Here is a 22,690-nt window from a genome sequence, read left to right as displayed (position 1 = left end):
TACTAACCTTGAAAAGCCTAACACTGAAAAGCTATGTTCAACCCCGGACACACGCAAGAACACCAGCTGGCTGGCTTTATCACGACTGAAATTGCATGTGTACGTGGTCATGACCATCACTCCGCCTTGCCCGTCACCATGGACTTGCCATGCTGAATGTAATATTCGAATTCAGGACGGAAATGCTTGATGAAACTGAGCACCGGCGTAGCAGCGGCATCGCCCAGCGCGCAAATCGTGCGGCCGGAGATATTGCTGCTCACATCGGTCAGGAGATCAAGATCGCCCATGCGACCTTCACCCTCGACAATACGTTTCACCACGCGGTAAAGCCAGCCTGTACCTTCACGGCACGGCGTGCATTGACCGCAGGATTCTTCATAGAAGAAATACGAGAGACGTTTCAGGGTTTTCACCATGCAGGTGGTTTCATCCATCACGATCATGGATCCTGCACCCAGACTGGAACCCGCCTTGGACAAGCCATCGTAATCCATAGTCGCACCCATGATGGCGGCAGCGGGCATGACGGCCGTCGATGGACCACCAGGAATCACGGCCTTAAGCTGGCGACCTTTCCAGACGCCACCGGCTATATCCAGCAGTTCGGTAAACGGCATGCCCATGCGCACTTCGTAATTGCCTGGGCGCTCCACATGGCCGGACACCGAAAACAGCTTGGTGCCGCCTGAGTTTGGCACACCCAGCGCCTGGAAGGCATCGCCACCATGCTCAAGTATCCAGGGTATCGATGTGTAGGACTCGGTATTGTTGACATTGGTCGGTTTGCCGAACACGCCGTAACTGGCGGGGAATGGCGGCTTGAAACGCGGCTGGCCCTTCTTGCCTTCAATCGACTCGATCAGTGCGGTTTCTTCACCGCAGATGTACGCGCCATAGCCATGCACGGCAAACAGATCAAAACTGAAGGTGGTGCCGAACAGGTTTTCGCCTATGAAGCCAGCAGCACGCGCTTCATCCAGCGCACGCTCGAATATCTCGTAGTCCTGCCAGATTTCACCGTGTATGTAGTTGTAGCCCACGCGCGCGCCCAGCGTATAGGCGGCGATGGCCATGCCTTCAATCAGCTGGTGCGGGTTGTAGCGGATGATGTCGCGGTCCTTGAAGGTACCGGGCTCGCCTTCATCGGTATTGCATACCAGATACTTGGTGCCATCGTAATAACGCGGCATGAAGCTCCACTTGAGACCGGTAGGAAAACCAGCGCCACCGCGGCCGCGCAGACCGGAAAGCTTGACCTGAGTGATGACGTCGGTGGCTTTCACCTTATCCTGCACCAGGCGTTGCAATTGCTTGTAGCCGCCCACATTCAGATAGGCTTGCAGCGATGCGGGATCAGGCTGCCCCAGCGTGCGCAGGCAGACCAGAGTTTCCTTGTCGGAGCGATGTTGAACAGGCGTATCAAAAGCAGCCATTACTTCAACTCCTCCAGAATCGCATCCACTTTTTCCTTGGTCAGGAATTCACACATGCGCTTGTTATTAATATGGAACAAAGGCGCACCGCCGCAGCAACCCATGCACTCGCCTTCTTTGAGTGTGAATTTGCCATCAGGCGTGGTTTCGTTGAAGCCGATACCGAGGCGCTCCTGCAAATGGTCCACAATGACATCGGAGTCACGCAGCATGCAGGAGATATTGGTACAGACGGTGATCTTGTACTGCCCAACCGGTTCCAGCTCATACATATTGTAGAAACTGGCGACTTCCAGGGCGGCAATCGGCGGGATACCAAGATACTCCGCCACAAAGGCCACTGTATCTTTGGACAACCAGCCTTTTTCATCCTGGGCAATACGCAAGGCGGACATGACGGCCGCCTGACGACGGTCAGCCGGGTATTTGGTCAATTCGCGATCAATCTTGGCGAGGGATTCCTGAGACAACATTAGCGATCAATCTCCCCGAAAACGATATCCTGTGTACCGATAATGGCCACCAGGTCGGCAATCATGTGGCCGCGCGTCATTTCATCCAGCGCTGCCAGATGCGGAAAACCAGGCGCACGAATTTTCAAACGATAAGGCTTGTTGGCCCCATCCGAAATCAGGTAAATGCCAAACTCACCCTTGGGGTGTTCCACCGCTGCATAGGCTTCTCCGGCGGGCACATGAAAGCCTTCGGTAAACAGCTTGAAGTGGTGGATCAGGGACTCCATGTCCTGCTTCATACCTTCACGGGCAGGCGGTGCCACCTTGTGATTGTCAGTAATCACCGGGCCAGGATTTTTGCGCAGCCAGTCTATGCATTGCTTGATGATACGGTTGGACTGGCGCATTTCTTCGATACGCACCAGGTAACGGTCATAGCAATCACCATTTACGCCCACCGGGATATCGAAATCCATCTTGTCGTAGACTTCGTAAGGCTGTTTCTTGCGCAAGTCCCAGGCAAAACCAGAACCGCGCAACATGGGGCCGGACAAGCCCAGCGCCAAGGCGCGCTCAGGCGTCACCACGCCAATTCCCACAGTACGCTGCTTCCAGATACGGTTATCGGTCAGCAGGGTTTCGTATTCGTCCACATATCCGGGGAAGCGGTTGGTAAAGTCTTCAATGAAATCGAGCAAGGAGCCCTGGCGATTTTCATTGAGGCGCTTGATTTCATCCTTGGCACGAACGGTGGAGCTTTCGTATTGCGGCATACGGGCTGGCAAATCACGATAGACACCGCCAGGCCGGTAGTAAGCAGCGTGCATGCGGGCGCCAGAGACGGCTTCATAGCAGTCAAACAGGTCTTCACGCTCGCGGAATGCGTACAGGAATACCGTCATCGCGCCGACGTCCAGCGCATGCGCACCCAGCCACAGCAGGTGATTCAGCACGCGGGTAATTTCATCGAACATCACGCGGATATATTGAGCGCGGATGGGGACTTCGAGCCCGAGCAGCTTTTCAATCGCCATGACATAGGCATGCTCGTTCGCCATCATCGACACATAGTCGAGGCGATCCATATAAGGCACTGACTGCAGATAGGTGCGATTCTCGGCCAGCTTTTCCGTCGCACGGTGCAACAGGCCAATGTGCGGATCGGCCCGCTGGATGACTTCGCCATCCAGCTCCAGCACCAGTCGCAGCACGCCGTGCGCAGCCGGGTGCTGGGGACCGAAGTTCATGGTGTAGTTACGAATTTCAGCCATGATGGAAGCCCTCGTCACGGATAACACGTGGCACGTTGTTGCGGGGATCAATCGTCACTGGCTGATAAATGACGCGCTGTTGCTCAGGGTCATAGCGCATTTCCACATTGCCTATCATCGGGAAATCCTTGCGGAAAGGGTGGCCTACAAAACCATAGTCGGTGAGCAGACGGCGCAAATCAGGATGGCCTTCATACATAATGCCGTAGAGGTCGAAGGACTCGCGTTCAAACCAGTTGGCAACCGGCCACATATCTACCAGCGTAGGAAGTACGGGAAAATCATCATCTGCTGCGAATACCCGCAAACGCACACGCTGGTTCAAGCTGATGGAAAGAAAATGGTAGACCGTGGCAAAACGCAGCCCGCTCCAGCTACCCTCCCCATACTCGGCATAGTCAACGCCACACAGATCAATCAGCTGTTCAAACTTGAGCGAAGGATGGTCTCGCAGGATAAGGCAGACATCCAGCATATTGGCAACCGAGCATTCAATCGTCAATTCGCCGACATGGCTCACCAGACGGCCCAGCTTGTCTCCAAGCGCCGACTCAATATTGGCGGTAAGTTGTTGCAGACGGGAGCTCATGTAATCACCTGGCGATAGTATTGGTACGCTTGATTTTGTTTTGCAACTGGATGATGCCATAGAGCAGCGCCTCGGCTGTCGGTGGACAACCTGGCACATATACATCGACAGGAACGATACGGTCACAGCCGCGAACAACAGCATACGAGTAATGGTAATAACCGCCGCCATTGGCACAGGAGCCCATGGAAATGACCCAGCGCGGCTCGGCCATCTGGTCATATACCTTGCGTAGCGCAGGGGCCATTTTATTGACCAGCGTGCCTGCCACGATCATCACATCGGATTGGCGGGGGCTTGGGCGGAATACAATGCCAAACCGGTCCAGATCATAACGGGATGCGCCCGCATGCATCATCTCCACCGCACAGCACGCCAGACCAAACGTCATCGGCCACAGCGAACCCGTGCGCGTGTAATTGATGACCGTATCCAGCGTGGTCGTGACAAACCCTTTTTCCAGTACACCTTCAATACTCATGCAGAGACCCCGTAGTCGGCATCTACTTGCCATAAAGCAGGTAGCAGAGCGATAACAATATGCGTAATGGATAGCAAGGCAGCGGACTGAACATGCGCCGCCAATGGCACATTACCAGGACAGCGATTGAGGTTTATTCCCACTCGAGCGCCCCCTTCATCCATTCGTAGACGAAACCCACCACCAGAATTCCCAGGAAAACCAGCATGGCAATAAAACCGAAAAGACCAATTTCCTGCAGCACAACGGCCCAGGGGAAGAGGAAAGCGATTTCAAGATCGAACAGGATAAAGAGGATAGCGACGAGGTAATAACGTACGTCGAATTTCATGCGAGCGTCTTCGAAAGCTTCGAAGCCGCATTCATAGGGAGAATTTTTTTCGGCGTCAGGGCGGCTGGGGGCCACCACTTTGCCAAGGACAATAGGGGCTATACCGACGGCTAAACCGACGATGATGAACAGTAATATAGGAAAGTAGTTTTCCAGCATGTTCACGCCCCAATTTAACTCAATGCACCTAATTGTGATTGAGTATTTTAATTATTGGTGCCGTCGATGAGACTCGAACTCATACGTCTTTCGACACTACCCCCTCAAGATAGCGTGTCTACCAATTCCACCACGACGGCAAGTCTGGCTGCTAAAGCCAATACAACTATTACTGCGGCACATCCTTTGCTGGTGAGGATTCAGCAGGTTTGGCTGGCGCGCTTTCGCTTGCCTTGCCAGGTGCAACAACAGAATTCGTTGGGAGCTTGACGACGCTTGAACCTTGGGTGCGGTGGCTAGACATGTAAGCCAGGGTCAAGCTGGTAGCAAAGAAGATGCCCACAAAAACAGCGGTGGCACGACTCATGAAGTTGGAGGATCCGCTAACACCGAACAGGCTGCCTGAAGCACCACTACCAAAAGCGGCGCCCATATCAGCACCCTTGCCGTGCTGAAGCAATACCAATCCGATAACACCGAGTGCAGCCAATACGTGCACAATTGATACTAAAGTTTCCATGTTCTCTCAAATCCACTGCTTAAGTCAGCTTTAGTTTGATTTTATCAAATCTACTGACAAGCAGCGCGACAAATTTCCTCAAAATCGTTGGCATTCAATGAACATCTGCCAATCAAACCGCCGTCTATATCCGGCATAACGAATAATTGTGACGCATTTAGGGGATTTACGCTACCCCCATACAGAATTCTTACGGTTTCTGCCGCATGCACATCCAGCGCGGCGATTCTATCACGGATAAACGCATGTACCTGCTGTGCCTGCTCCGGTGTTGCAGATAAACCCGTGCCGATAGCCCATACCGGTTCATAGGAAACAACGGCATGTGCAAACACGCCAGCCCCCACCGTCTTCAGTACGGCATCAATCTGGCTGGCAATGACTTGATGACACAGACCGGACTCGCGCTCGGCCAGGGTTTCTCCCAGGCAAAGCACAGGCGTGATGCCCGATTTGCGCGCCACCACAAATTTGGCGGCAATATTCTCGTCGCTTTCGCAATAGGCGGTACTGCGCTCGGAATGCCCCACGATCACATAACTGGCACCAAAGTCCTTGAGCATGCGCGCACTGACTTCTCCGGTGTATGCTCCGACTTCATGCTTGGCAACATTCTGGGCGCCCCAGGCAATATGGCTGCCCTGCAGCTCCTGCTGCGCCTGAAACAGATAAGGGTATGGCACACAGACCGCAAAATCGGCCGAGGTCAAATGATCAAGCCGCTGCCTGAATGCATCAAACAGCACCTTGTTTTGCGCAAGGTCGCCATGCATTTTCCAATTAGCGACCACCAGCTTACGACGCATATGAATACCTAAAAATTTTCCGAATGGTACCGTGCAGCCTGCTCGGCAGTCAATTTGACTGCGCCGCCACAGGCTGCCAGTGCTTGATCAGCAACTGTACGTTGCGGGCGCCGTTAAAGGCATTGGTCTGCAATTCATACACCGCCGTGACATACTGCGGCAAAAACTCCTCCTGCCGGAAAAATATCGCATCCACGGCGCGTCCACGGGTCGACAAAGTAAGCTTTAGATGTTTGCCACCGACAATCCGTTGCGCCACCACCTCAAAATCGTCGCAAAACATCGGGGGAGGAAACCCCTGCCCCCACACCTGGCGCTGCAGCGCCACCGCTACATCCCAGTGCATATCCTCCAGCGTCAGCGCCCCGTCGACTTCAATAATGGACTCCAGATCCGCTGGAGTCAGCAAGCCTGCCACCACAGACTCGAAGCCCAGCCGGAAACGCTCCATATCAATTTCGCGAATACTGAGCCCGGCTGCCATGGCATGCCCGCCAAACTTGAGTATCAGATCAGGCTCACGCTTGGACAGCAGATCTAGCGCATCCCGCAGATGCAGCCCGGGTATCGAACGCCCCGAGCCTTTGAGCACCCCATCGCCCGCCTGGGCAAAGGCAATTACGGGGCGATGGTAACGCTCCTTGATGCGCGATGCCAGAATGCCTATCACCCCCTGGTGCCAGTCCGGCTGATACAAACTCAGGCTATAGCGGCCTTCTGCATCCAGGCCATCCAGCTCTGCCAGCGCACTTTCCTGCATATCCGCCTCTATGCTGCGACGTTCATGGTTGAGGGCATGCAGCTGCTGGGCCATGGCATGGGCTGACTGATCGTCCTCAGCCAGCAGGCAGCTGATGCCCAGCGTCATGTCATCCAGGCGACCTGCCGCATTCAGCCTTGGCCCCACGCTGAAACCAAGATCCTGCGCACAACTTGAGGCGGGCTCACGGCCTGCCAGACGCATCAGCCATAAAATACCCGGGCTGCACTGGCCGGCACGAATACGCCGCAGCCCCTGCTCAACCAGAATGCGGTTGTTGTCATCCAGCTTGACCAGGTCAGCCACCGTTCCCAAGGCCACCAAGTCCAGCAGACTGGTCAGATTCGGCTCAGCCTTGCCCTCAAACAAGCCTCTCGCCCGCATCTCGGCACGCAAAGCCAGCATCACATAAAACGCCACGCCCACTCCGGCAAGATGCTTGCTGGGGAAATCGCAGCCATGCTGATTGGGATTCACAATGCAGGCGGCTGCCGGCACATGGTCGCCGGGCAAATGGTGATCCGTAACCAGTACGGACATGCCCAGCGCATTAGCACGCGCCACCCCATCGACGCTGGCAATGCCATTATCCACGGTAATGATGAAATCCGGCTTGGACTGAGCAGCAAGCTCCACAATTTCAGGCGTCAGGCCGTAGCCATATTCAAAGCGATTAGGCACCAGAAAATCAACTACTGCGCCCAGCATGCGCAAGCCGCGCACCATCACGGCGGTGGCGGTTGCCCCATCCGCATCATAATCGCCGACAACCAGCAGAGAGCGCTTTGCGACAATCGCATCTGCCAGCAAAGCCGCCATGCGAGTGTTATTGGTCAGACGATCAGGAGGAATCAGCCCGGCGAGCGAGGCTTCAAGCTGCACTGGCGTTTTAACTCCGCGCGCCGCAAGCAGCTGCGCCAGCAATGGCGACAAGCCACTGGCTGCCAGCGTGGCAGCAGCAGCCTCGTCAGGCTCGCGCCTTACAATATTAACCACCAAGCACCTCCGTCCACGGTCTGGATTTACGCCAGAATTGATAGGTATCCCATTTATTCACGCGACACTGCAATACCCGATCTCCCAAAGCAATATTCAATTCCAGCTGACTTAGCCCCCCGCGACGTAGCGCCTGCCATAGCACGGGCAATCCATTCACCACCGCCGCTGCCGATTCAACTGGAACCAGCCAGGCCTGCGTCGCTTCATGTCGTAGCAATTCGCGAATATCCTGCGGCACCGCATGGCATTCGCCTGCCTGCAGGGTAGCCAGACCACGCGCCACGGCATCCTCAGCAAAAAGCAGCGGCAATACCCGGGGGGATTTCGCTGGCAAGACGCCGCCGCCATAGACCCACACGCCGCTTACCGGCAATGCGCCCTGCGCCTCGCGCGCCTGATTAAGCGGATGCTCGAACAGCAACATCTGCAATTCATTCAAAAAGGCATTCCAGAAAGCCGCATCCTGCCCATGCGGCAACAGGCTGCGAATATCGCGCCCCACTGCCACATCGACCGGGGTTGTTTGAATATGCGGCGGCGTTTGCACCTGCAAATACCAGCGATCAGCGCAATGCGGGCTCTGCACAAATTTAAGCTCCTGCTCCGCAAAATGCTCATTCAATAAAGTCAGCAAGCTATCCGCCTCTGCTTTTTGCAGCGACAAGGCCTCAGGCACGGCAATCGTAAAAGAGTCACGCTGCAGTTGCAGATGCACAGGATGGGCAAAAAACACATACTCGGTCGGCAATGAAAGGCCGTCAGCCAGCGCCGCCAATGAGGCTAGCGGCCAGTCTTGCTGGCTGGCAAGACCCGCGCTGCTGCACAATATCTCATCAATGGTCGTCGTCAGGAATTCACGTCGACCCACCGCCAGCAAACGCTCAAAGGTCGCCACCACGGCGGGACTCATGGTCATTAATGTGTGCGGTGTTTTCAGGAAAATCTGGAGATTCACTTCAGGTTCACTTAGATGTCACTTTGTTATACGCCGTGCAGGCGCTAAGATATATTCAACTTAACAGAATGATACGCTATATGGATCTCATTTTATGGCGTCATGCCGAAGCAGACGACACCTCACCAGACATCACGCGCGCCCTCACGGCCAATGGTAAAAAACAGGCCGCTGTCATGGGCGAATGGTTACGCCAGCACCTGCCCCCCGCCACCCGCATTATCGTGAGCCCAGCCACGCGCACCCAGCAAACTGCGCTGGCACTGGGGATGGATTTCACGACAGTCGACGCCCTCGCCCCCGGCGCCGCTCCGCATGATGTATTGCAAGCCGCCGGCTGGCCCAAGGCTCAGGGCTCAGTGCTGGTCGTCGGGCACCAACCCTCGCTGGGCATGGCGGCTGCGCTGGCCATGAGCGGAAAAATTCAGTACTGGTGCGTCAAGAAAGGCAATATCTGGTGGCTGAGCAATCGCCAGCGCGCCCATGAAGACCAGACCATTTTGCGTGCGGTTATTTCGCCGGATCATCTATAAAACGCGTTACCTGAGATATATCGCAAGCCTGTTGGTTGCATCCCATAACGCTCAGCAGGCAAAATCAAGCGCTCAAGCATAAACAGACACAAGAAGAAATGCCGCGCAGAATAATGTGGTCAGCCACCGGCTGGCACAACAGGCCGGCAAACAAGGAAGACGGAATTTGAGAACAGTACTGATCGCCAACCCCAAGGGAGGCAGCGGTAAAACCACACTGGCCACCAATCTTGCCGGGTACTTTGCCAGCCGTGGACGCCATGTCGTGCTGTCGGACATGGACAGGCAGCAATCTTCCCTGCAATGGCTGGAGCGCAGACCGAGTCAACTCCCCTTGATTCATGGCATGGATGGTCGCGGCAGACACGCAGACAGCCTGAGTGCAGACTGGACCATCATCGACTCCCCCGCCGGACTGCGCGGCGACAAGCTGACCGACGCTGTAAAAACAGCCGACTGGGTGATTGTACCCATCCAGCCCTCGGCCTTTGATATTGGCGCCAGCCAGGAATTCCTTGAAACCCTGCGCGAAGAAAAAGCCGTGCGCAAGGAGCGTACCTTTGTCGCCGTCGTCGGCATGCGCATCGACAGCCGTACCCGTTCGGCGGCAAATTTGCAGCGCTATCTCGATAAAAGCGGCTTCCCCGTCATGGGCAACCTGCGGGATGCGCAGATTTATGCCCTGGTCGCCGAACAAGGCGCCAGCCTGTTTGATATTCGCCCATCGCAGGTCGCTCGTGATCTGCAGCAATGGGCGCCCTTGCTGCACTGGCTGGTGAACGCAGACCGCAATGCCTAATGAAATAGAACTGAAGCTGCGCATAGACGCGGCTGATACAACGCGCCTGTTCAATCACCCAGCGCTGGCAAATGGACTGGAGCATGGTCCGCTCACGCGCCAGCTCATCAGCACGTACTTCGACACACCCGACCTGCGTTTGCTGGATGCCGAAATCAGCCTGCGCGTGCGCAGCATGTCCGGCGGCTGGTTTCAGGCGGTAAAAGCCGCGGGCTCCTCCGTCGCCGGCCTCCACCAGCGCATGGAGTGGGAAGACATTATCAGCGGCAGCGAGCCTGATTTCAGCAAAATCACCGAACCCGCGCTGGCTGCCATATTTGCCGACCGGCAATTGCGCGATGCCTTGCAGCCCCTGTTCGTGACGGATGTGGAACGCACCGAATGGCAACTGCGCATGGCTGACGGCACGGCGCTGGAAGTGGCTCTTGATCTGGGCGAGCTGCAAGTGGGCAGCCATATTCGCGAAACCATCAGCGAAGTCGAGATCGAACTGAAAAGTGGCGATGCCGCACAGGTATTTTCGCTGGCGCTGGCTTTGCAGGCAGATATTCCGCTCACCATCGAAAACATCAGCAAGGCACAGCGCGGCTATGGACATTACCGCACGCTGCCGCCATCGCTTTCCACCCTGGCGCTGGCGGCATTGCCGCAAGCCCTGGATAAAGCGGCGCTGACCAAGCTGGTGTGGGCATGCGTGCACCAAGTACAAAGCAAGCAAGCCTTGCTGGAAGCAGACGACGCTCAACTCCAGCAGCATGCCATCGCCGAGATCCGTAGCACCCTGCAATACCTGCCAAGCGCACTGCAGCTGTACACACTGACGCCTGCTGCATTGCTGACCGAATACCACTGGCTGCACGATACGGCCCATGCCACACAGCCGGATGACCAAGCAGCAGCGCATCACCTCCACACGCTGCTGCAAAGCCAGCGCTGCCAGCGCCTGCTTCTGCAAACCGGCGCCTGGCTGCTGGCCCAGGCAACGCTTGTTCAGCCCCGGTAAGCTCTGCATAATGGGCAACCGCCTTTAGCCTCATCAGCACAAGGGAATACCATGAATCTCGAGAAAGTCATTTTCGGTTTTTTTATCCTGTTGGCATTGACGCTGAATTTCGGCTTTTTTATCGGCGACATTGATAACCCTCACCATCACCACGCCTATGAGCTGTATGTCGCGATTGTGGTGAATCTGATTGCCACCGTCCTCAAGTTCGGCGACCGCACGCATATTGGGGCCATTCACCTGGCCACCAGCCTGGTCGCGGATCTGCAACTGATTGCCGCGGCTATCCTTTGGGCAGCAGCAGGCACACAAGGTGATGACCCCAGCGTTATCGTGAGTGTGGTCTCGCTCTCGGGCGGTGCACTGCTTGCCAACATCACCTCCGTGGTTCTGCTGATTGCAGAAACCATCCAGATCAAGCGCTAGGCCAAGGCAAGCGCAAAGCCGCCACGCCGTGAACAACATCCTGTTTCTGATTCTCAGGCGCATGCGCCTGCCTATCATCGCGGTTATTGTCAGCTACACCATTGCGGTCGCCGGCATGTCGCTCATGCCAGGCGTTGACCCGGATGGTCACCCATGGCGACTCAGCATTTTTGAAGCGTTTTACGTCATCAGCTATACCGCCACCACCATAGGCTTTGGCGAAGTGCCTTTCCCCTACTCCACGGCACAACGCATGTGGATGTCGTTTTCGATTTACCTCACGGTGATCCCCTGGTTTTACGCTATCGGCAAGATCATTACCCTGTTCCAGGATCCGGGCTTGCGCCAGGCCTTTACCACCTCGCGGTTTGCGCGTGAGGTCAACCATCTGATGGAGCCGTTTTATATCGTCTGCGGCTATGGCGAAACCGGCAGCCTGCTGGTGCGGGCACTGGATAAAAATGAAGTGCGCGTGGTGGTGATCGAGCTGGAGCAGGAGCGCATCAATGAGCTGGAGCTGGAAGATTACCAGTTTGATATCCCCAACCTGTGTGCGGATGCCAAGCTGCCCGAAACCCTGCTGCGTGCCGGGCTGAAAAACCCGATGTGCCAGGGCGTTGCCGCGCTCACCAATGATGATCATGCCAATCTCGCCATTGCCGTGGCAGTGAAGCTGATCAGCCCGGAGCTACGCGTGCTGGGGCGCGCCGAAACCGAACAAACGGCGTCCAACATGGCCTCGTTTGGCACCGATCACATCATCAATCCCTACACAATTTTTGGCGATCATCTGGCGATGGAAGTGCATGCCATTGGCACTTACCTGCTGCATGAATGGTTGACCGGCGTGCCTGGGGAAAGCCTGAAATCGCCGATCTGCCCGCCCATCGGCAAATGGATCGTTTGCGGCTATGGCCGCTTTGGCCGTTCGGTCGTGCAGAATCTGGAGCTTGAGCACATCGTCACCACCATCATCGAGGCTGACCCGGAGCGTACTGGCTGCAAGGAATGTATCGTGGGCAATGGCACCGAGAAGGAGACACTGCAACAGGCAGGGGTGCATGAAGCGGTGGGTATCGTGGCGGGCACCAATGACGACATCAACAACCTGTCTATCGTGATGACCGCGCGCGAGATGAACCCGGATCTGTTTGTGGTATTGCGCAAGAACAAGCGCTTTAACGCCGCGCTGTTTGAGCACTTCAAGGCCGACATCACCATGGAACCCAGCGACATCATTGCGCATGAATGCCTGGCCAACATGATTTCACCGCTGCTGGCGCAATTCCTCAGCCTAGTCCGGCTGCAAACCAATGTCTGGGCCAACAGCCTGATACAGCGCCTGGTGGAAACCGTGGGCGAAAATGTGCCGGAAACCTGGGCCATCAGCATTACGCAGGAAAACACGCCCGCCCTGTTCCACATGCTGGCGCATGAACCGATTACGCTGGCGGACATCCTGCGCAATCCGCATCATCGGGAAACCAGTCTGCCGATTGTGCCGTTGATGATATTACGCAACCATCAGCCGCTACTGCTGCCAGAAGCCACTACCCCACTTGAACGCGGAGACCGCATCCTGTTTTGCGGCCATGACAACGCCAAGAGCACCACGACTTACGCGCTGGGAGATTTCAAAACCATGCGCTACATGCTGCATGACCAGCAGCTGGCGGATAGCTGGCTGTGGCGGCAGATCAAACGCCGCAAATCCGCGCACAACGCTTCCGTATAAAAACACGGCTTAATGAATCATGCGCTCCAGCGCAGCCCGATCCAGCAATTCCAGTTTGCCACGCCCCAGCGCCAGCCAGCCTTTTTGCTCGAAGCGCTTGAGCTGGCGGCTCACCACTTCACGTGCCGTGCCCAGTTCATCCGCAAGCTGCTGATGGGTACGACGCACCTGGTCACCCGGCTCCTCCAGCAGCAGTTTGGCAAGCCTGGCGTCCAGGCTATGAAAAGCCACTTCATCCAGCAGCACAATCAGATCACTGATCAGGGCGCCATAGTTTTCCATGACAAAGCGGCGGAACACGCGTGACTCCAGCATCATTTCGTGAAAGGCAGCGGCCGGCACCAGGATATCGCGTATCGGCTCCTCCACGACGGTAGATGCGGGATAATCGCTGGAGCCCAAAAGACAGGTGGTCGTCAATACGCAGGTTTCGCCACCCGTCACGCGGTACAGCAAAATCTCCCGGCCGCTGCTGGAAAGTTTGAACACGCGCGATTGCCCCGCCAATCTCAGCACATAAGCGTGGCAAGGGGTACCTTCCTCATAGCCTATGGTACCGACCGGGGCTTCGACCACGCGCGCATGCTTCAACAACAAGCTCCGCGCCTCGGGCTCCAATGCCATCAGCGCGGGGAATTGCACCAACCAGTCCAGATCCGTAATGGGTTTGATGTGTGCCATGGCTGCCCGCGTCCTATCTAGTGATGCCTGCAGCCGGCACTCATGCCTTGGTCGCCATAAATGCCGCTATCACATTCAGCGCAAACCCGACCCCGAAACCGGTGGTATCCGTAGCCACGGCACCCAGCCCGCCCTTGCGGTTCACGGCAGCGAGGTCGACATGCATCCAGGGAATATCGCCCTCGATAAAACGCGAAAGGAAACGCGCCGCAATGATATGGTCGGCATCCGAATCCAGCGTACATTGCTTGATATCGGCAATATCGCTATCCAGTTCTTCTTCGTAATCCGCATCGAACGGGAATGCACACACGCGCTCGCCCGCCTCGTTACCCGCCGCCACCGCGTGACACAGCATGTCAGGACGATTGCCCAGCACACCGCTGTAGCGATTGCCCACCGCTGTTACCATGCTGCCGGTCAGCGTGGCAAAGTCGATCATCAGGTCCGGCTTCTGGCGTGAGGCCAACGTAAGCGTATCCGCCAGCACCATGCGGCCCTCGGCATCGGTATGCACAATCTCGATGGTGGTACCGTTGAGCGCGGTAATGACGTCATTCTGTTTATAGGCCCGCGGACCGATGTGGTTCTGCGCAATGGCAAGCCAGGCATCAATCTCCACAGGCAAGCCAGCCTCGGTAGCGGCAAGCAGCGTCCCCAGCACCACAGCGGAGCCGTTCATATCCTCATGCATGCCATTCATGTAACGGGCAGGCTTGAGGTTATGGCCACCAGTATCAAAACAGATGCCCTTGCCCACCAGTGAGATGCGCTTTTTGGCATGCTTGGGTTTATAGCGAAGATGCACAATCGCGGCGTCTTGCGGGTCTGAACCCTGGCCCACGGCCACAAATGCCCCGGCGCCCATTTTGCCGAGCTTCTTCATGTCAAAGCTCTCATGGTCCCAGCCATGCTTGGCTGCCAACTCGGCGATACGGTCCCGATAGAGGGCGGGCGTCAGTTCATTCGGTGGCAACACGGTGAGCTGGCGCACCAGAATATTGCCCTGGGCACGCGCACGCACCGCCGCAAAGCCGTCGGCACGCTTGTGTCCATGGAGATGAATCGTCTTGAGCGCATGTTTTTTTGACTTGGATTTGCGGGTGGGCAGCACAGCCGCATTCACCTCGGTGACATATAAAGCCTCTGCAGCTGCCTGCGCGGCCTCTTCCGCGTCACCATATACCGCAATCACCAATTGCGCGGGCGACTCATCCAGCAGTGGCTTGACCGCTTTGCGCAACAGGGTGTGCCGCTGGAACACAGATTGCTTTTGCTCAAGCACGACCCAACTTGCCCTGGCGCCTTCAGGCAAGTCGGCGGTCAAGGGGGACTTGGCAAGCTCAGCATATAGACTGCGCTGCCGCTTCATTCTGGCATCCAGCACCGATGCATGAGGGAGATCCTGCGGCCGCTTGGCGGGGAGTACAAACAGGATATGCGTCGCGTTGTTAAGCTGGCTGGCATCAGCATATGCCGCATTTTGCTTTAATTGGATGGCCATAAACCCTCTTGGAATGTATACAGTTTGTTACAAATTTTTCAGATTTTGCGGGCACTTAGCAGCAGAAGTTTTAAATCTACTGGAGATGCTTAACTTGACCAAAATAGTCAAAAAAGCCAATATATCGCCTTAAGTCAGTCAGTCAAAAACTGCCTCGGCACTCAAGCTTCAGTTCAAGCACAACAATAAGTCCTTGGCTGATTATACCTACAGCATAGACAAAAGTTTCCCGGAGACTTCTCACATGGCATTAACCCCCGATATTGACCCTCAAGAAACCCACGAGTGGCTGGAAGCCATCGATGCGGTACTTGAGAACGAGGGATCAGAACGCGCGCACTTTTTGCTCGAAACCCTGGTAGACAAGGCAAGACGCTCAGGCGCATACCTTCCGTACAATGCCACCACGGCCTACGTTAACACCATTCCAGCCCACCTGCAGCCCAAGCATCCTGGCGACACCGCCATGGAGCGCAAGATCCGCGCACTGGTGCGCTGGAACGCGATCATGACGGTATTGCGCGCCAATGAAAAATCCCCTGGCGTCGGCGGCCACATTGCCAGCTTCCAGTCTGCTGCCACGCTGTATGACACCGGGTTCAACCACTTTTTCCGCGCCGCTTCCGATAAATTCGGTGGCGATCTGGTGCTGTTCCAGGGTCACTCGTCCCCTGGGGTATATGCCCGCGCCTTCCTTGAAGGCCGCATTACTGAAGAACAATTATCCAATTTCCGTATGGAAACCGGCGGCAATGGCCTGTCTTCCTACCCACACCCATGGCTGATGCCAGATTTCTGGCAATTCCCCACGGTGTCCATGGGCCTGGGCCCATTGCAGGGCATTTACACGGCGCGCTTCCTGAAATACCTGCATGACCGCGGCATTGCCGACACCTCCGATCGCAAGGTCTGGGTATTCTGCGGCGACGGTGAAATGGACGAACCGGAATCGCTGGGTGCGATTTCGCTGGCCGCCCGTGAAAAGCTCGACAACCTGATTTTCGTCATCAACTGTAACCTGCAACGTCTGGACGGTCCGGTGCGCGGCAATGGCAAGATCATCCAGGAACTGGAATCCGATTTCCGCGGTTCCGGCTGGAATGTGCTCAAGGTGATCTGGGGTTCCTACTGGGATCCATTGCTGGCCATGGACAAGGACGGCCTGCTCAAGAAGCGCATGGAAGAAGCCGTGGACGGCGAATACCAGAACTTCAAGGCCAAGGGCGGCGCCTATACCCGCGAACATTTCTTCGGCAAGTATCCCGAGCTGAAGGAAATGGTCGCCGCCATGTCCGATGAAGACATCTGGCGCCTCAACCGCGGTGGTCACGACCCACACAAGGTGTACGCCGCCTACCACTCGGCAGTGAACCACAAGGGCCAACCTACCGTGATCCTGGCCAAGACGGTCAAGGGCTACGGCATGGGTGAAGCTGGTGAAGGTCATAACACGACCCACCAGCAGAAGAGCATGGATATTGCCTCGCTGAAGGCGTTCCGTGATCGCTTTGATCTGCCGCTGACCGACGAGCAGGTAGAAAATCTGTCCTTCTACAAGCCGGCTGACGACAGTCCGGAAATGCAGTACATGAAGCAGCGTCGCGAAGCCATGGGTGGTTTTGTGCCATCCCGCCGTCGCAAGGGCAACGAACTGACAGTGCCCGAGCTTTCCGCCTTTGAAAACATGCTGGGTGCCACCGGTGAGCGCGAAATCTCGACCACCATGGCCTTTGTGCGCATCCTGTCCACCCTGGTGCGTGACAAGACGCTGGGCAAATTCGTGGTACCTATCGTGCCGGACGAAGCCCGCACCTTTGGTATGGAAGGCATGTTCCGCCAGCTGGGCATCTACTCGCACCTGGGCCAGCTGTATGAGCCGCAGGATGCTGACCAGGTCATGTTCTACAAGGAATCCAAGGACGGCCAGATTCTGGAAGAAGGCATCAACGAAGCCGGTTCTTTCTCGTCCTGGATTGCAGCGGGCACGTCCTACAGCGTGACCGGCGTGCAGATGATCCCGTTCTACATCTTCTACTCCATGTTCGGTTTCCAGCGTATTGGCGACCTGGCCTGGGCCGCTGGCGACAGCCGTACCCGTGGCTTCCTGCTCGGCGCCACTGCTGGCCGCACCACACTGAATGGCGAAGGCCTGCAACACGAAGATGGTCATAGCCATCTGATGTCTGCCACTGTGCCGAATTGCATTTCCTATGACCCGACCTTTGCCTACGAGCTGGCCGTGATCATTCAGGAAGGCCTGCGCCGCATGGTGCAAAACCAGGAAGATGTGTACTACTACATCACCCTGATGAACGAAAATTACAGCCATCCGGCCATGCCCAAGGGTTCTGAAGAAGGCATCCTCAAAGGCATCTACAACTTCAGCAAATCCAAAGCCAAGGGCCCCAAGGTACAACTCATGGGCAGCGGCGTGATTCTGCGCGAAGTGATTGCCGCTGGCGAATTGCTGGAAAAAGACTGGGGCGTTTCTGCCGATATCTGGAGCGTCACCAGCTTTACCGAGCTGCGTCGTGAAGGCCTGGATGTCGAGCGCTGGAATCTGCTGAATCCTGAAAAGAAACAGAAGCAAAGCTATGTGGCACAGCAACTGTCCAAGGCCGAAGGCCCGGTCATTGCCTCCACCGACTACATGCGTTCGTTTGCTGACCAGATCCGTAACTTCATCCCGCAACGCTATGTGGTATTGGGCACCGATGGTTTCGGCCGTTCGGATTCGCGTGAAGCACTGCGCAGCTTCTTCGAAGTCGACCGCTACTACGTCGTGCTGGCAGCCCTCAAGGCGCTGGCTGACGAAGGCAAGCTGCCTGCAGCCAAGGCCGCGGAAGCGATCAAGAAATACAACATCGATATCACCCGTCCAAACCCGGTGACTCTTTAATTCAGGAGACGATTAGAAAATGGCAATCAAGGAAGTACTCGTCCCCGATATCGGCAATTTTGATAGCGTAGATGTCATCGAAGTGCTGGTCAAAGCTGGCGACACCGTCGCCAAGGATGACTCGCTGGTGACCCTGGAATCCGACAAGGCCTCCATGGACATTCCCGCGCCATTTGGCGGGGTAGTCAAGGAAGTCAGCATCAAGGTAGGTGACAAGGCTGCTCAGGGCACATTGATCCTGACGCTGGATGCCGCAGAGGAACAGGCGACCGCAGCCAAGCCTGCACCAGCGCCAACGGCACCACCCGTGGTGACCTCGGTACAGGAGCAGGCCGTGCCTGCGCCTAGCCGTCCCGTCGCTGAGCCACCCAAGGTGATCCAGCCGCAAGCCACGCCTAATCCGATTGCCGCCAGCACAGCGGCTGCGCCGGGCAAACTGGCCCATGCCAGCCCTTCCATCCGCAAGTTTGCGCGCGAGCTCGGCGTCAACCTGTCACTGGTCAGCGGCAGCGGACCGAAAAACCGCATCCTGCAAAGCGATGTGCAAGCCTATGTAAAAGCCCAACTGGCCAAGCCGCAAAGCAGTAGCGCCGCCGGTGGCATTGCCGTTTCACAGGCGCCAGTCATTGATTTCAGCCAGTTCGGCAGCATCGAGCAAAAGCCGATGTCGCGCATCAAGAAGCTGTCAGGTGCCAACCTGCATCGCAACTGGGTGACCGCACCGCACGTCACACAATTCGACGAAGCCGACATCACCGATCTGGAAGACTTCCGCAAGTCCATGCAGGATGAAGCAGCCAAGCGCGGCGTCAAGCTGACCATGCTGGCCTTCCTGATGAAGGCCGTGGTCAACGCCCTGCGCACTTACCCCAACTTCAATTCCTCGCTCTCTCCTGCTGGCGACGAGTTGATCCTCAAGCAGTATTACCACATCGGTTTTGCCTGCGACACGCCGGATGGCCTGGTCGTGCCCGTCATCCGTGATGTGAACCAGAAAGATGTGCTGGATATTGCCCGTGATCTGGCTGACCTGTCTGCCAAGGCACGCGAGCGCAAACTCAAGATCGAGGAAATGCAAGGTGGTTGCTTCACGATTTCCAGCCTGGGTGGTATCGGTGGCACGGCGTTCACGCCCATCATCAATTGCCCTGAAGTAGCGATCCTGGGCGTGTCACGTTCCAGCTTCCAGCCGGTGTATGACCCCAAGACCAAAGGCTTCGAGCCGCGTCTGATCCTGCCGTTGTCATTGTCTTACGACCACCGCGTGATCGATGGCGCCGATGGCGCACGCTTTACCAGCCACCTGCGCATGATGCTGTCCGACGTTCGCCGTCTCTTGCTGTAAAGGGTTTTCATGAGTCAGTTAACAGAAGTTTTCGTCCCGGACATCGGCAATTTCGATAGCGTCGATGTCATTGAAGTATTGGTAAAGGTGGGCGATGTTATCGCCAAGGAAGATGCACTGGTCACGCTGGAGTCCGACAAGGCTTCCATGGACATTCCATCCTCCCACGCTGGCACCGTCAAGGAAGTCAAGATCAAGGTCGGTGACAAGGTCGCCAAGGGCTCGCTGATTCTGCTGGTGGAAGCATCTGCTGCCGAAGCAGCGCCCGTCGCCGCCAGTGCCCCGGCCCCTGCCGCCGCAGCGCCTGCACCGACCCAAGCTGCCACGCCAGCCGCTCCTGCCCCCGTGGCAGCAGCGCCCAGTGGCAACAATGATATTGATACAGAAGTGGTAGTACTCGGCTCAGGCCCTGGCGGCTATACCGCGGCCTTCCGCGCCGCCGATCTGGGCAAGAAGGTCGTGCTGATCGAGCGCTACTCCACCTTGGGCGGTGTTTGCCTGAATGTAGGCTGCATCCCGTCCAAAGCCTTGCTGCATACGGCAAAAGTCATTACCGAAGCCGAAGAAACCAGCCATCACGGCGTGAGCTTCAGCGCGCCCAAGGTTGACCTGGACACGCTCCGTAACTGGAAAGCCAACGATGTCGTTGGCAAGCTGACAGGTGGCCTGGCCGCCATGGCCAAGCAACGTGGCGTAACGGTGGTGCAAGGTGTAGGCAAATTCACCAGCTCGCATCAGATCGCCGTCACGGCAGCCGATGGCAAGGTAACGACGGTCGGCTTTCAGAACGCGATTATTGCGGCTGGCTCGCAAGCCACCAAATTCCCCGGTGCGCCGGATGACGAACGCATCATGGACTCCACTGGCGCCCTCGCGCTGGCAGATATCCCCAAGCGTCTGCTGGTCATTGGCGGTGGGATTATCGGCCTGGAAATGGGCACGGTTTACGATGCCTTGGGCAGTAAAGTCAGCGTGGTCGAGTTCATGGATGGTCTGATCCCCGGTTGCGACCGCGACCTGATCCGCCCATTGCAGAAGCGCATGGAAAAGCGCTTTGAAAGCATCATGCTGTCAACCAAGGTTGCCAAGATTGATGCCAAAAAAGATGGCATTCATGTCAGTTTTGAAGGCGAAAATGCACCGAAAGAAGCCCAGGTCTATGACCGCGTACTGGTTTCGATTGGCCGCCGTCCCAATGGCAAGAACATTGGCGCCGAGAATGCCGGTGTCGCGGTAGATGATCGCGGTTTTATTGCGGTCGACAAGCAGATGCGTACCAATGTGCCGCACATCTTCGCCATCGGCGATATCGTCGGACAACCCATGCTGGCGCACAAAGCCACGCACGAAGCCAAAGTTGCCGCCGAAGTCATTGCCGGTCACAAAGTCGAGTTCCAGGCACTGGTCATTCCATCCGTCGCCTATACCGACCCTGAAGTGGCATGGGCAGGCATGACCGAAACCGAAGCCAAGGCCAAAGGCATCGAAATCGAAAAGGCCTCATTCCCGTGGGCCGCCAGCGGCCGTGCATTGTCCATCGCACGTACCGAAGGTGCTACCAAGCTGATTTTCGACAAGGAAACCCATCGCGTCATTGGTGCGGGTATCGTCGGGGTAAATGCCGGTGAATTGCTGGCAGAAGCCGTGCTGGCCATTGAGATGGGCGCCGATGCGCATGATCTGGGGCTCACCATCCATGCGCACCCGACCTTGTCTGAAACTATCTGCTTTGCCGCAGAACTGAAGGAAGGCACGATCACGGATATGCTGCCACCGAAAAAACGCTAATCAAGTTTTTGCGATTGGTGCCGTAAATATAGCTGGGGCTTGCTCCAGCTATATTTTTGTCCGGCTCCTCCCTTTGGCACAAGGAATCCGCTATGCGTCATGCAATCACATGCTTGGTTATCCCCCTAGTGCTCAGTCTCAACGGCTGTGCCACGCTGACGCAGGACGGCATGCAGACCGTGATGCTGGAAGCCTATACCAGGGACAACCAACCCGTCCAGGCGCGTTGTGTAGCCAGCAATGATGTGGGGACGTGGGTCGGCTATGCCCCCGGGAAACTGCAAATTCATCGCTCCAGTGGCGACCTCAGGATTATTTGCGAGCGTGAACGCGGTGACAATGAGGCCGGACGCTTCACCTCAGCATCGCATGCGAATGATGCCGCTCGCGGCAATCTGGTGATGCCAGGTGGCGCCATAGGAGCGTTGATCGATCACGCCACTGGCTATGGTTATAACTACCCCATCACCATGCGGGTGGTCATGGGTAATGATGCATCGCTCACATACGACTCACAACAAAAAAGGGAGCCACTTCCGGCAACCACTGCGTTCGTCACCACTACAAGCTCTGCGCCTCTTCGTCCTTAATGCAAATGCCAAACCGCACTCCTGAGGCTTGCCCACCCCACATAGAGACCATAAAAACATGAGAGCCGCAATTGCGGCTCTTTAATGTTGAGACATTGTTCACGGACTAATACTGCGTTTACGCGCTAGCGGTTGCCACTCCAAACACGACTGTAGCAGTGAAGTGCTCAAACCACCCTCGCCATTCCGGCGAGGGTCAAGTTCATCACTCGCTGGCTGGCCCTTGTGCTGGCTGGTTCGGAGTGCCTGGCTCCTCCCCTTTGCTTTCGACGACTTTCGGTTTCCTGGGCGCTCTTGGCTTGCGGGCGGTCGCGGTGCTCGTGCTGGCATCCTTGGTTTTGCTGCGACTGGCAGCGGGCTTTTTGACGAGCTTCTCATCCGTAGTCACCGCTGGCTTGGGCTTGGCACGGGACCTGCGTACTGGTTTGGCTTTTACTGTCGCGTCAGAGGGAGCGGCTGCGGATGGCGCCTGCGTTTCCTCGCCCACCCCGGTATCCTCTGCCTTGCGTTTATCAATGGCACTGCCAATGGCTTTGGTAAGCACCTGCTTGCCTACGACGACCAGTGCGGCGAGCGCGGCTTTCTTTGCGACGGACTTAAGTACTGTGTTGAAAAACCCCATACT

At 56.5% G+C, this 22,690-nt stretch carries 22 protein-coding genes and 1 tRNA gene; 9 read left to right on the top strand and 14 right to left on the bottom strand.

The window, feature by feature from the left end:
* Window positions 1-116 precede the first annotated feature (116 nt).
* From nuoF to MPQ_RS03405, 11 genes are all read right to left on the bottom strand, one after another.
* Window positions 117-1,436 (bottom strand): NADH-quinone oxidoreductase subunit NuoF, encoded by a 1,320-nt coding sequence (gene nuoF / locus MPQ_RS03455; protein WP_013441509.1) that lies wholly within the window; start codon window positions 1,434-1,436, stop codon window positions 117-119.
* Entirely contained in the window at window positions 1,436-1,909 is a 474-nt protein-coding gene (nuoE, locus tag MPQ_RS03450) for an NADH-quinone oxidoreductase subunit NuoE (RefSeq protein ID WP_013441508.1), read from the bottom strand. Before nuoE ends, nuoF begins: the two co-directional genes overlap by 1 nt.
* Window positions 1,909-3,162, bottom strand: a complete 1,254-nt coding sequence (locus MPQ_RS03445; protein WP_013441507.1) for an NADH-quinone oxidoreductase subunit D — start codon at window positions 3,160-3,162, stop codon at window positions 1,909-1,911. Before MPQ_RS03445 ends, nuoE begins: the two co-directional genes overlap by 1 nt.
* Window positions 3,155-3,751 carry an NADH-quinone oxidoreductase subunit C gene (locus tag MPQ_RS03440; protein WP_013441506.1) on the bottom strand — a complete coding sequence of 199 codons (597 nt, stop codon included), beginning with the start codon at window positions 3,749-3,751 and terminating at the stop codon, window positions 3,155-3,157. Before MPQ_RS03440 ends, MPQ_RS03445 begins: the two co-directional genes overlap by 8 nt.
* 4 nt (window positions 3,752-3,755) lie before the next feature.
* Entirely contained in the window at window positions 3,756-4,232 is a 477-nt protein-coding gene (locus MPQ_RS03435) for an NADH-quinone oxidoreductase subunit B family protein (protein ID WP_013441505.1), read from the bottom strand.
* Between the two features lie 133 nt (window positions 4,233-4,365).
* On the bottom strand, window positions 4,366-4,722 hold the full coding sequence (locus tag MPQ_RS03430; RefSeq protein ID WP_015829529.1) for an NADH-quinone oxidoreductase subunit A: 357 nt from the start codon (window positions 4,720-4,722) through the stop codon (window positions 4,366-4,368).
* A 55-nt stretch (window positions 4,723-4,777) separates the two neighbouring features.
* Window positions 4,778-4,862, bottom strand: a tRNA-Leu gene (locus tag MPQ_RS03425).
* A 29-nt stretch (window positions 4,863-4,891) separates the two neighbouring features.
* A complete protein-coding gene (secG, locus tag MPQ_RS03420) occupies window positions 4,892-5,242 on the bottom strand; it encodes a preprotein translocase subunit SecG (RefSeq protein ID WP_013441502.1) in 351 nt (116 codons plus the stop codon).
* A gap of 50 nt (window positions 5,243-5,292) precedes the next feature.
* On the bottom strand, window positions 5,293-6,048 hold the full coding sequence (tpiA, locus tag MPQ_RS03415) for a triose-phosphate isomerase (RefSeq protein WP_013441501.1): 756 nt from the start codon (window positions 6,046-6,048) through the stop codon (window positions 5,293-5,295).
* 49 nt (window positions 6,049-6,097) lie between these two features.
* On the bottom strand, window positions 6,098-7,804 hold the full coding sequence (gene recJ, locus MPQ_RS03410; protein WP_041362554.1) for a single-stranded-DNA-specific exonuclease RecJ: 1,707 nt from the start codon (window positions 7,802-7,804) through the stop codon (window positions 6,098-6,100).
* Window positions 7,797-8,723: a hypothetical protein gene (locus MPQ_RS03405; protein ID WP_049821865.1), complete on the bottom strand. Its 927-nt coding sequence runs from the start codon at window positions 8,721-8,723 to the stop codon at window positions 7,797-7,799. Before MPQ_RS03405 ends, recJ begins: the two co-directional genes overlap by 8 nt.
* A gap of 119 nt (window positions 8,724-8,842) precedes the next feature.
* Here MPQ_RS03405 and MPQ_RS03400 point away from each other — a divergent pair, with 119 nt between their 5' ends.
* The 5 genes from MPQ_RS03400 (at window position 8,843) to MPQ_RS03380 (ending at window position 13,258) form a co-directional block, all read left to right on the top strand.
* On the top strand, window positions 8,843-9,295 hold the full coding sequence (locus tag MPQ_RS03400; RefSeq protein ID WP_013441498.1) for a histidine phosphatase family protein: 453 nt from the start codon (window positions 8,843-8,845) through the stop codon (window positions 9,293-9,295).
* A 166-nt stretch (window positions 9,296-9,461) separates the two neighbouring features.
* A complete protein-coding gene (locus MPQ_RS03395; protein WP_013441497.1) occupies window positions 9,462-10,094 on the top strand; it encodes a ParA family protein in 633 nt (210 codons plus the stop codon).
* Window positions 10,087-11,097: an inorganic triphosphatase gene (locus MPQ_RS03390; protein ID WP_013441496.1), complete on the top strand. Its 1,011-nt coding sequence runs from the start codon at window positions 10,087-10,089 to the stop codon at window positions 11,095-11,097. The genes MPQ_RS03395 and MPQ_RS03390 overlap by 8 nt, the downstream gene beginning before the upstream one ends.
* 51 nt (window positions 11,098-11,148) lie before the next feature.
* Window positions 11,149-11,523, top strand: a complete 375-nt coding sequence (locus MPQ_RS03385) for a DUF6394 family protein (protein ID WP_013441495.1) — start codon at window positions 11,149-11,151, stop codon at window positions 11,521-11,523.
* A 28-nt stretch (window positions 11,524-11,551) separates the two neighbouring features.
* Window positions 11,552-13,258: a TrkA family potassium uptake protein gene (locus MPQ_RS03380; protein ID WP_013441494.1), complete on the top strand. Its 1,707-nt coding sequence runs from the start codon at window positions 11,552-11,554 to the stop codon at window positions 13,256-13,258.
* Window positions 13,259-13,267: 9 nt separating this feature from the next.
* Here the strand turns inward: MPQ_RS03380 and MPQ_RS03375 are convergent, their stop codons facing one another.
* The gene (locus MPQ_RS03375; protein ID WP_013441493.1) at window positions 13,268-13,939 is read right to left on the bottom strand and encodes a Crp/Fnr family transcriptional regulator; all 672 of its coding nucleotides are present in this window, start codon (window positions 13,937-13,939) and stop codon (window positions 13,268-13,270) included.
* A 40-nt stretch (window positions 13,940-13,979) separates the two neighbouring features.
* Window positions 13,980-15,443 carry a leucyl aminopeptidase family protein gene (locus MPQ_RS03370; protein ID WP_013441492.1) on the bottom strand — a complete coding sequence of 488 codons (1,464 nt, stop codon included), beginning with the start codon at window positions 15,441-15,443 and terminating at the stop codon, window positions 13,980-13,982.
* 244 nt (window positions 15,444-15,687) lie between these two features.
* Between MPQ_RS03370 and aceE the strand changes: the two genes are divergently transcribed.
* From aceE to MPQ_RS03350, 4 genes are all read left to right on the top strand, one after another.
* Entirely contained in the window at window positions 15,688-18,342 is a 2,655-nt protein-coding gene (gene aceE, locus MPQ_RS03365; protein ID WP_013441491.1) for a pyruvate dehydrogenase (acetyl-transferring), homodimeric type, read from the top strand.
* 19 nt (window positions 18,343-18,361) lie between these two features.
* Window positions 18,362-19,687 carry a dihydrolipoyllysine-residue acetyltransferase gene (aceF, locus tag MPQ_RS03360; RefSeq protein WP_013441490.1) on the top strand — a complete coding sequence of 442 codons (1,326 nt, stop codon included), beginning with the start codon at window positions 18,362-18,364 and terminating at the stop codon, window positions 19,685-19,687.
* Window positions 19,688-19,696: 9 nt separating this feature from the next.
* A complete protein-coding gene (gene lpdA / locus MPQ_RS03355; protein WP_013441489.1) occupies window positions 19,697-21,475 on the top strand; it encodes a dihydrolipoyl dehydrogenase in 1,779 nt (592 codons plus the stop codon).
* 113 nt (window positions 21,476-21,588) lie between these two features.
* Window positions 21,589-22,065, top strand: a complete 477-nt coding sequence (locus tag MPQ_RS03350; RefSeq protein ID WP_238525338.1) for a hypothetical protein — start codon at window positions 21,589-21,591, stop codon at window positions 22,063-22,065.
* Between the two features lie 205 nt (window positions 22,066-22,270).
* On the opposite strand, the gene MPQ_RS03345 is transcribed toward MPQ_RS03350, so the two are convergent.
* Window positions 22,271-22,687, bottom strand: a complete 417-nt coding sequence (locus MPQ_RS03345; protein ID WP_013441487.1) for a hypothetical protein — start codon at window positions 22,685-22,687, stop codon at window positions 22,271-22,273.
* Between the last annotated feature and the right edge of the window lie 3 nt (window positions 22,688-22,690).

The organism is Methylovorus sp. MP688, from assembly GCF_000183115.1.
Taxonomy (GTDB): domain Bacteria; phylum Pseudomonadota; class Gammaproteobacteria; order Burkholderiales; family Methylophilaceae; genus Methylovorus; species Methylovorus glucosotrophus.
Note: the sequence above shows the minus strand (reverse complement) of the source record. Positions and strands in the feature narration are given on the sequence as shown.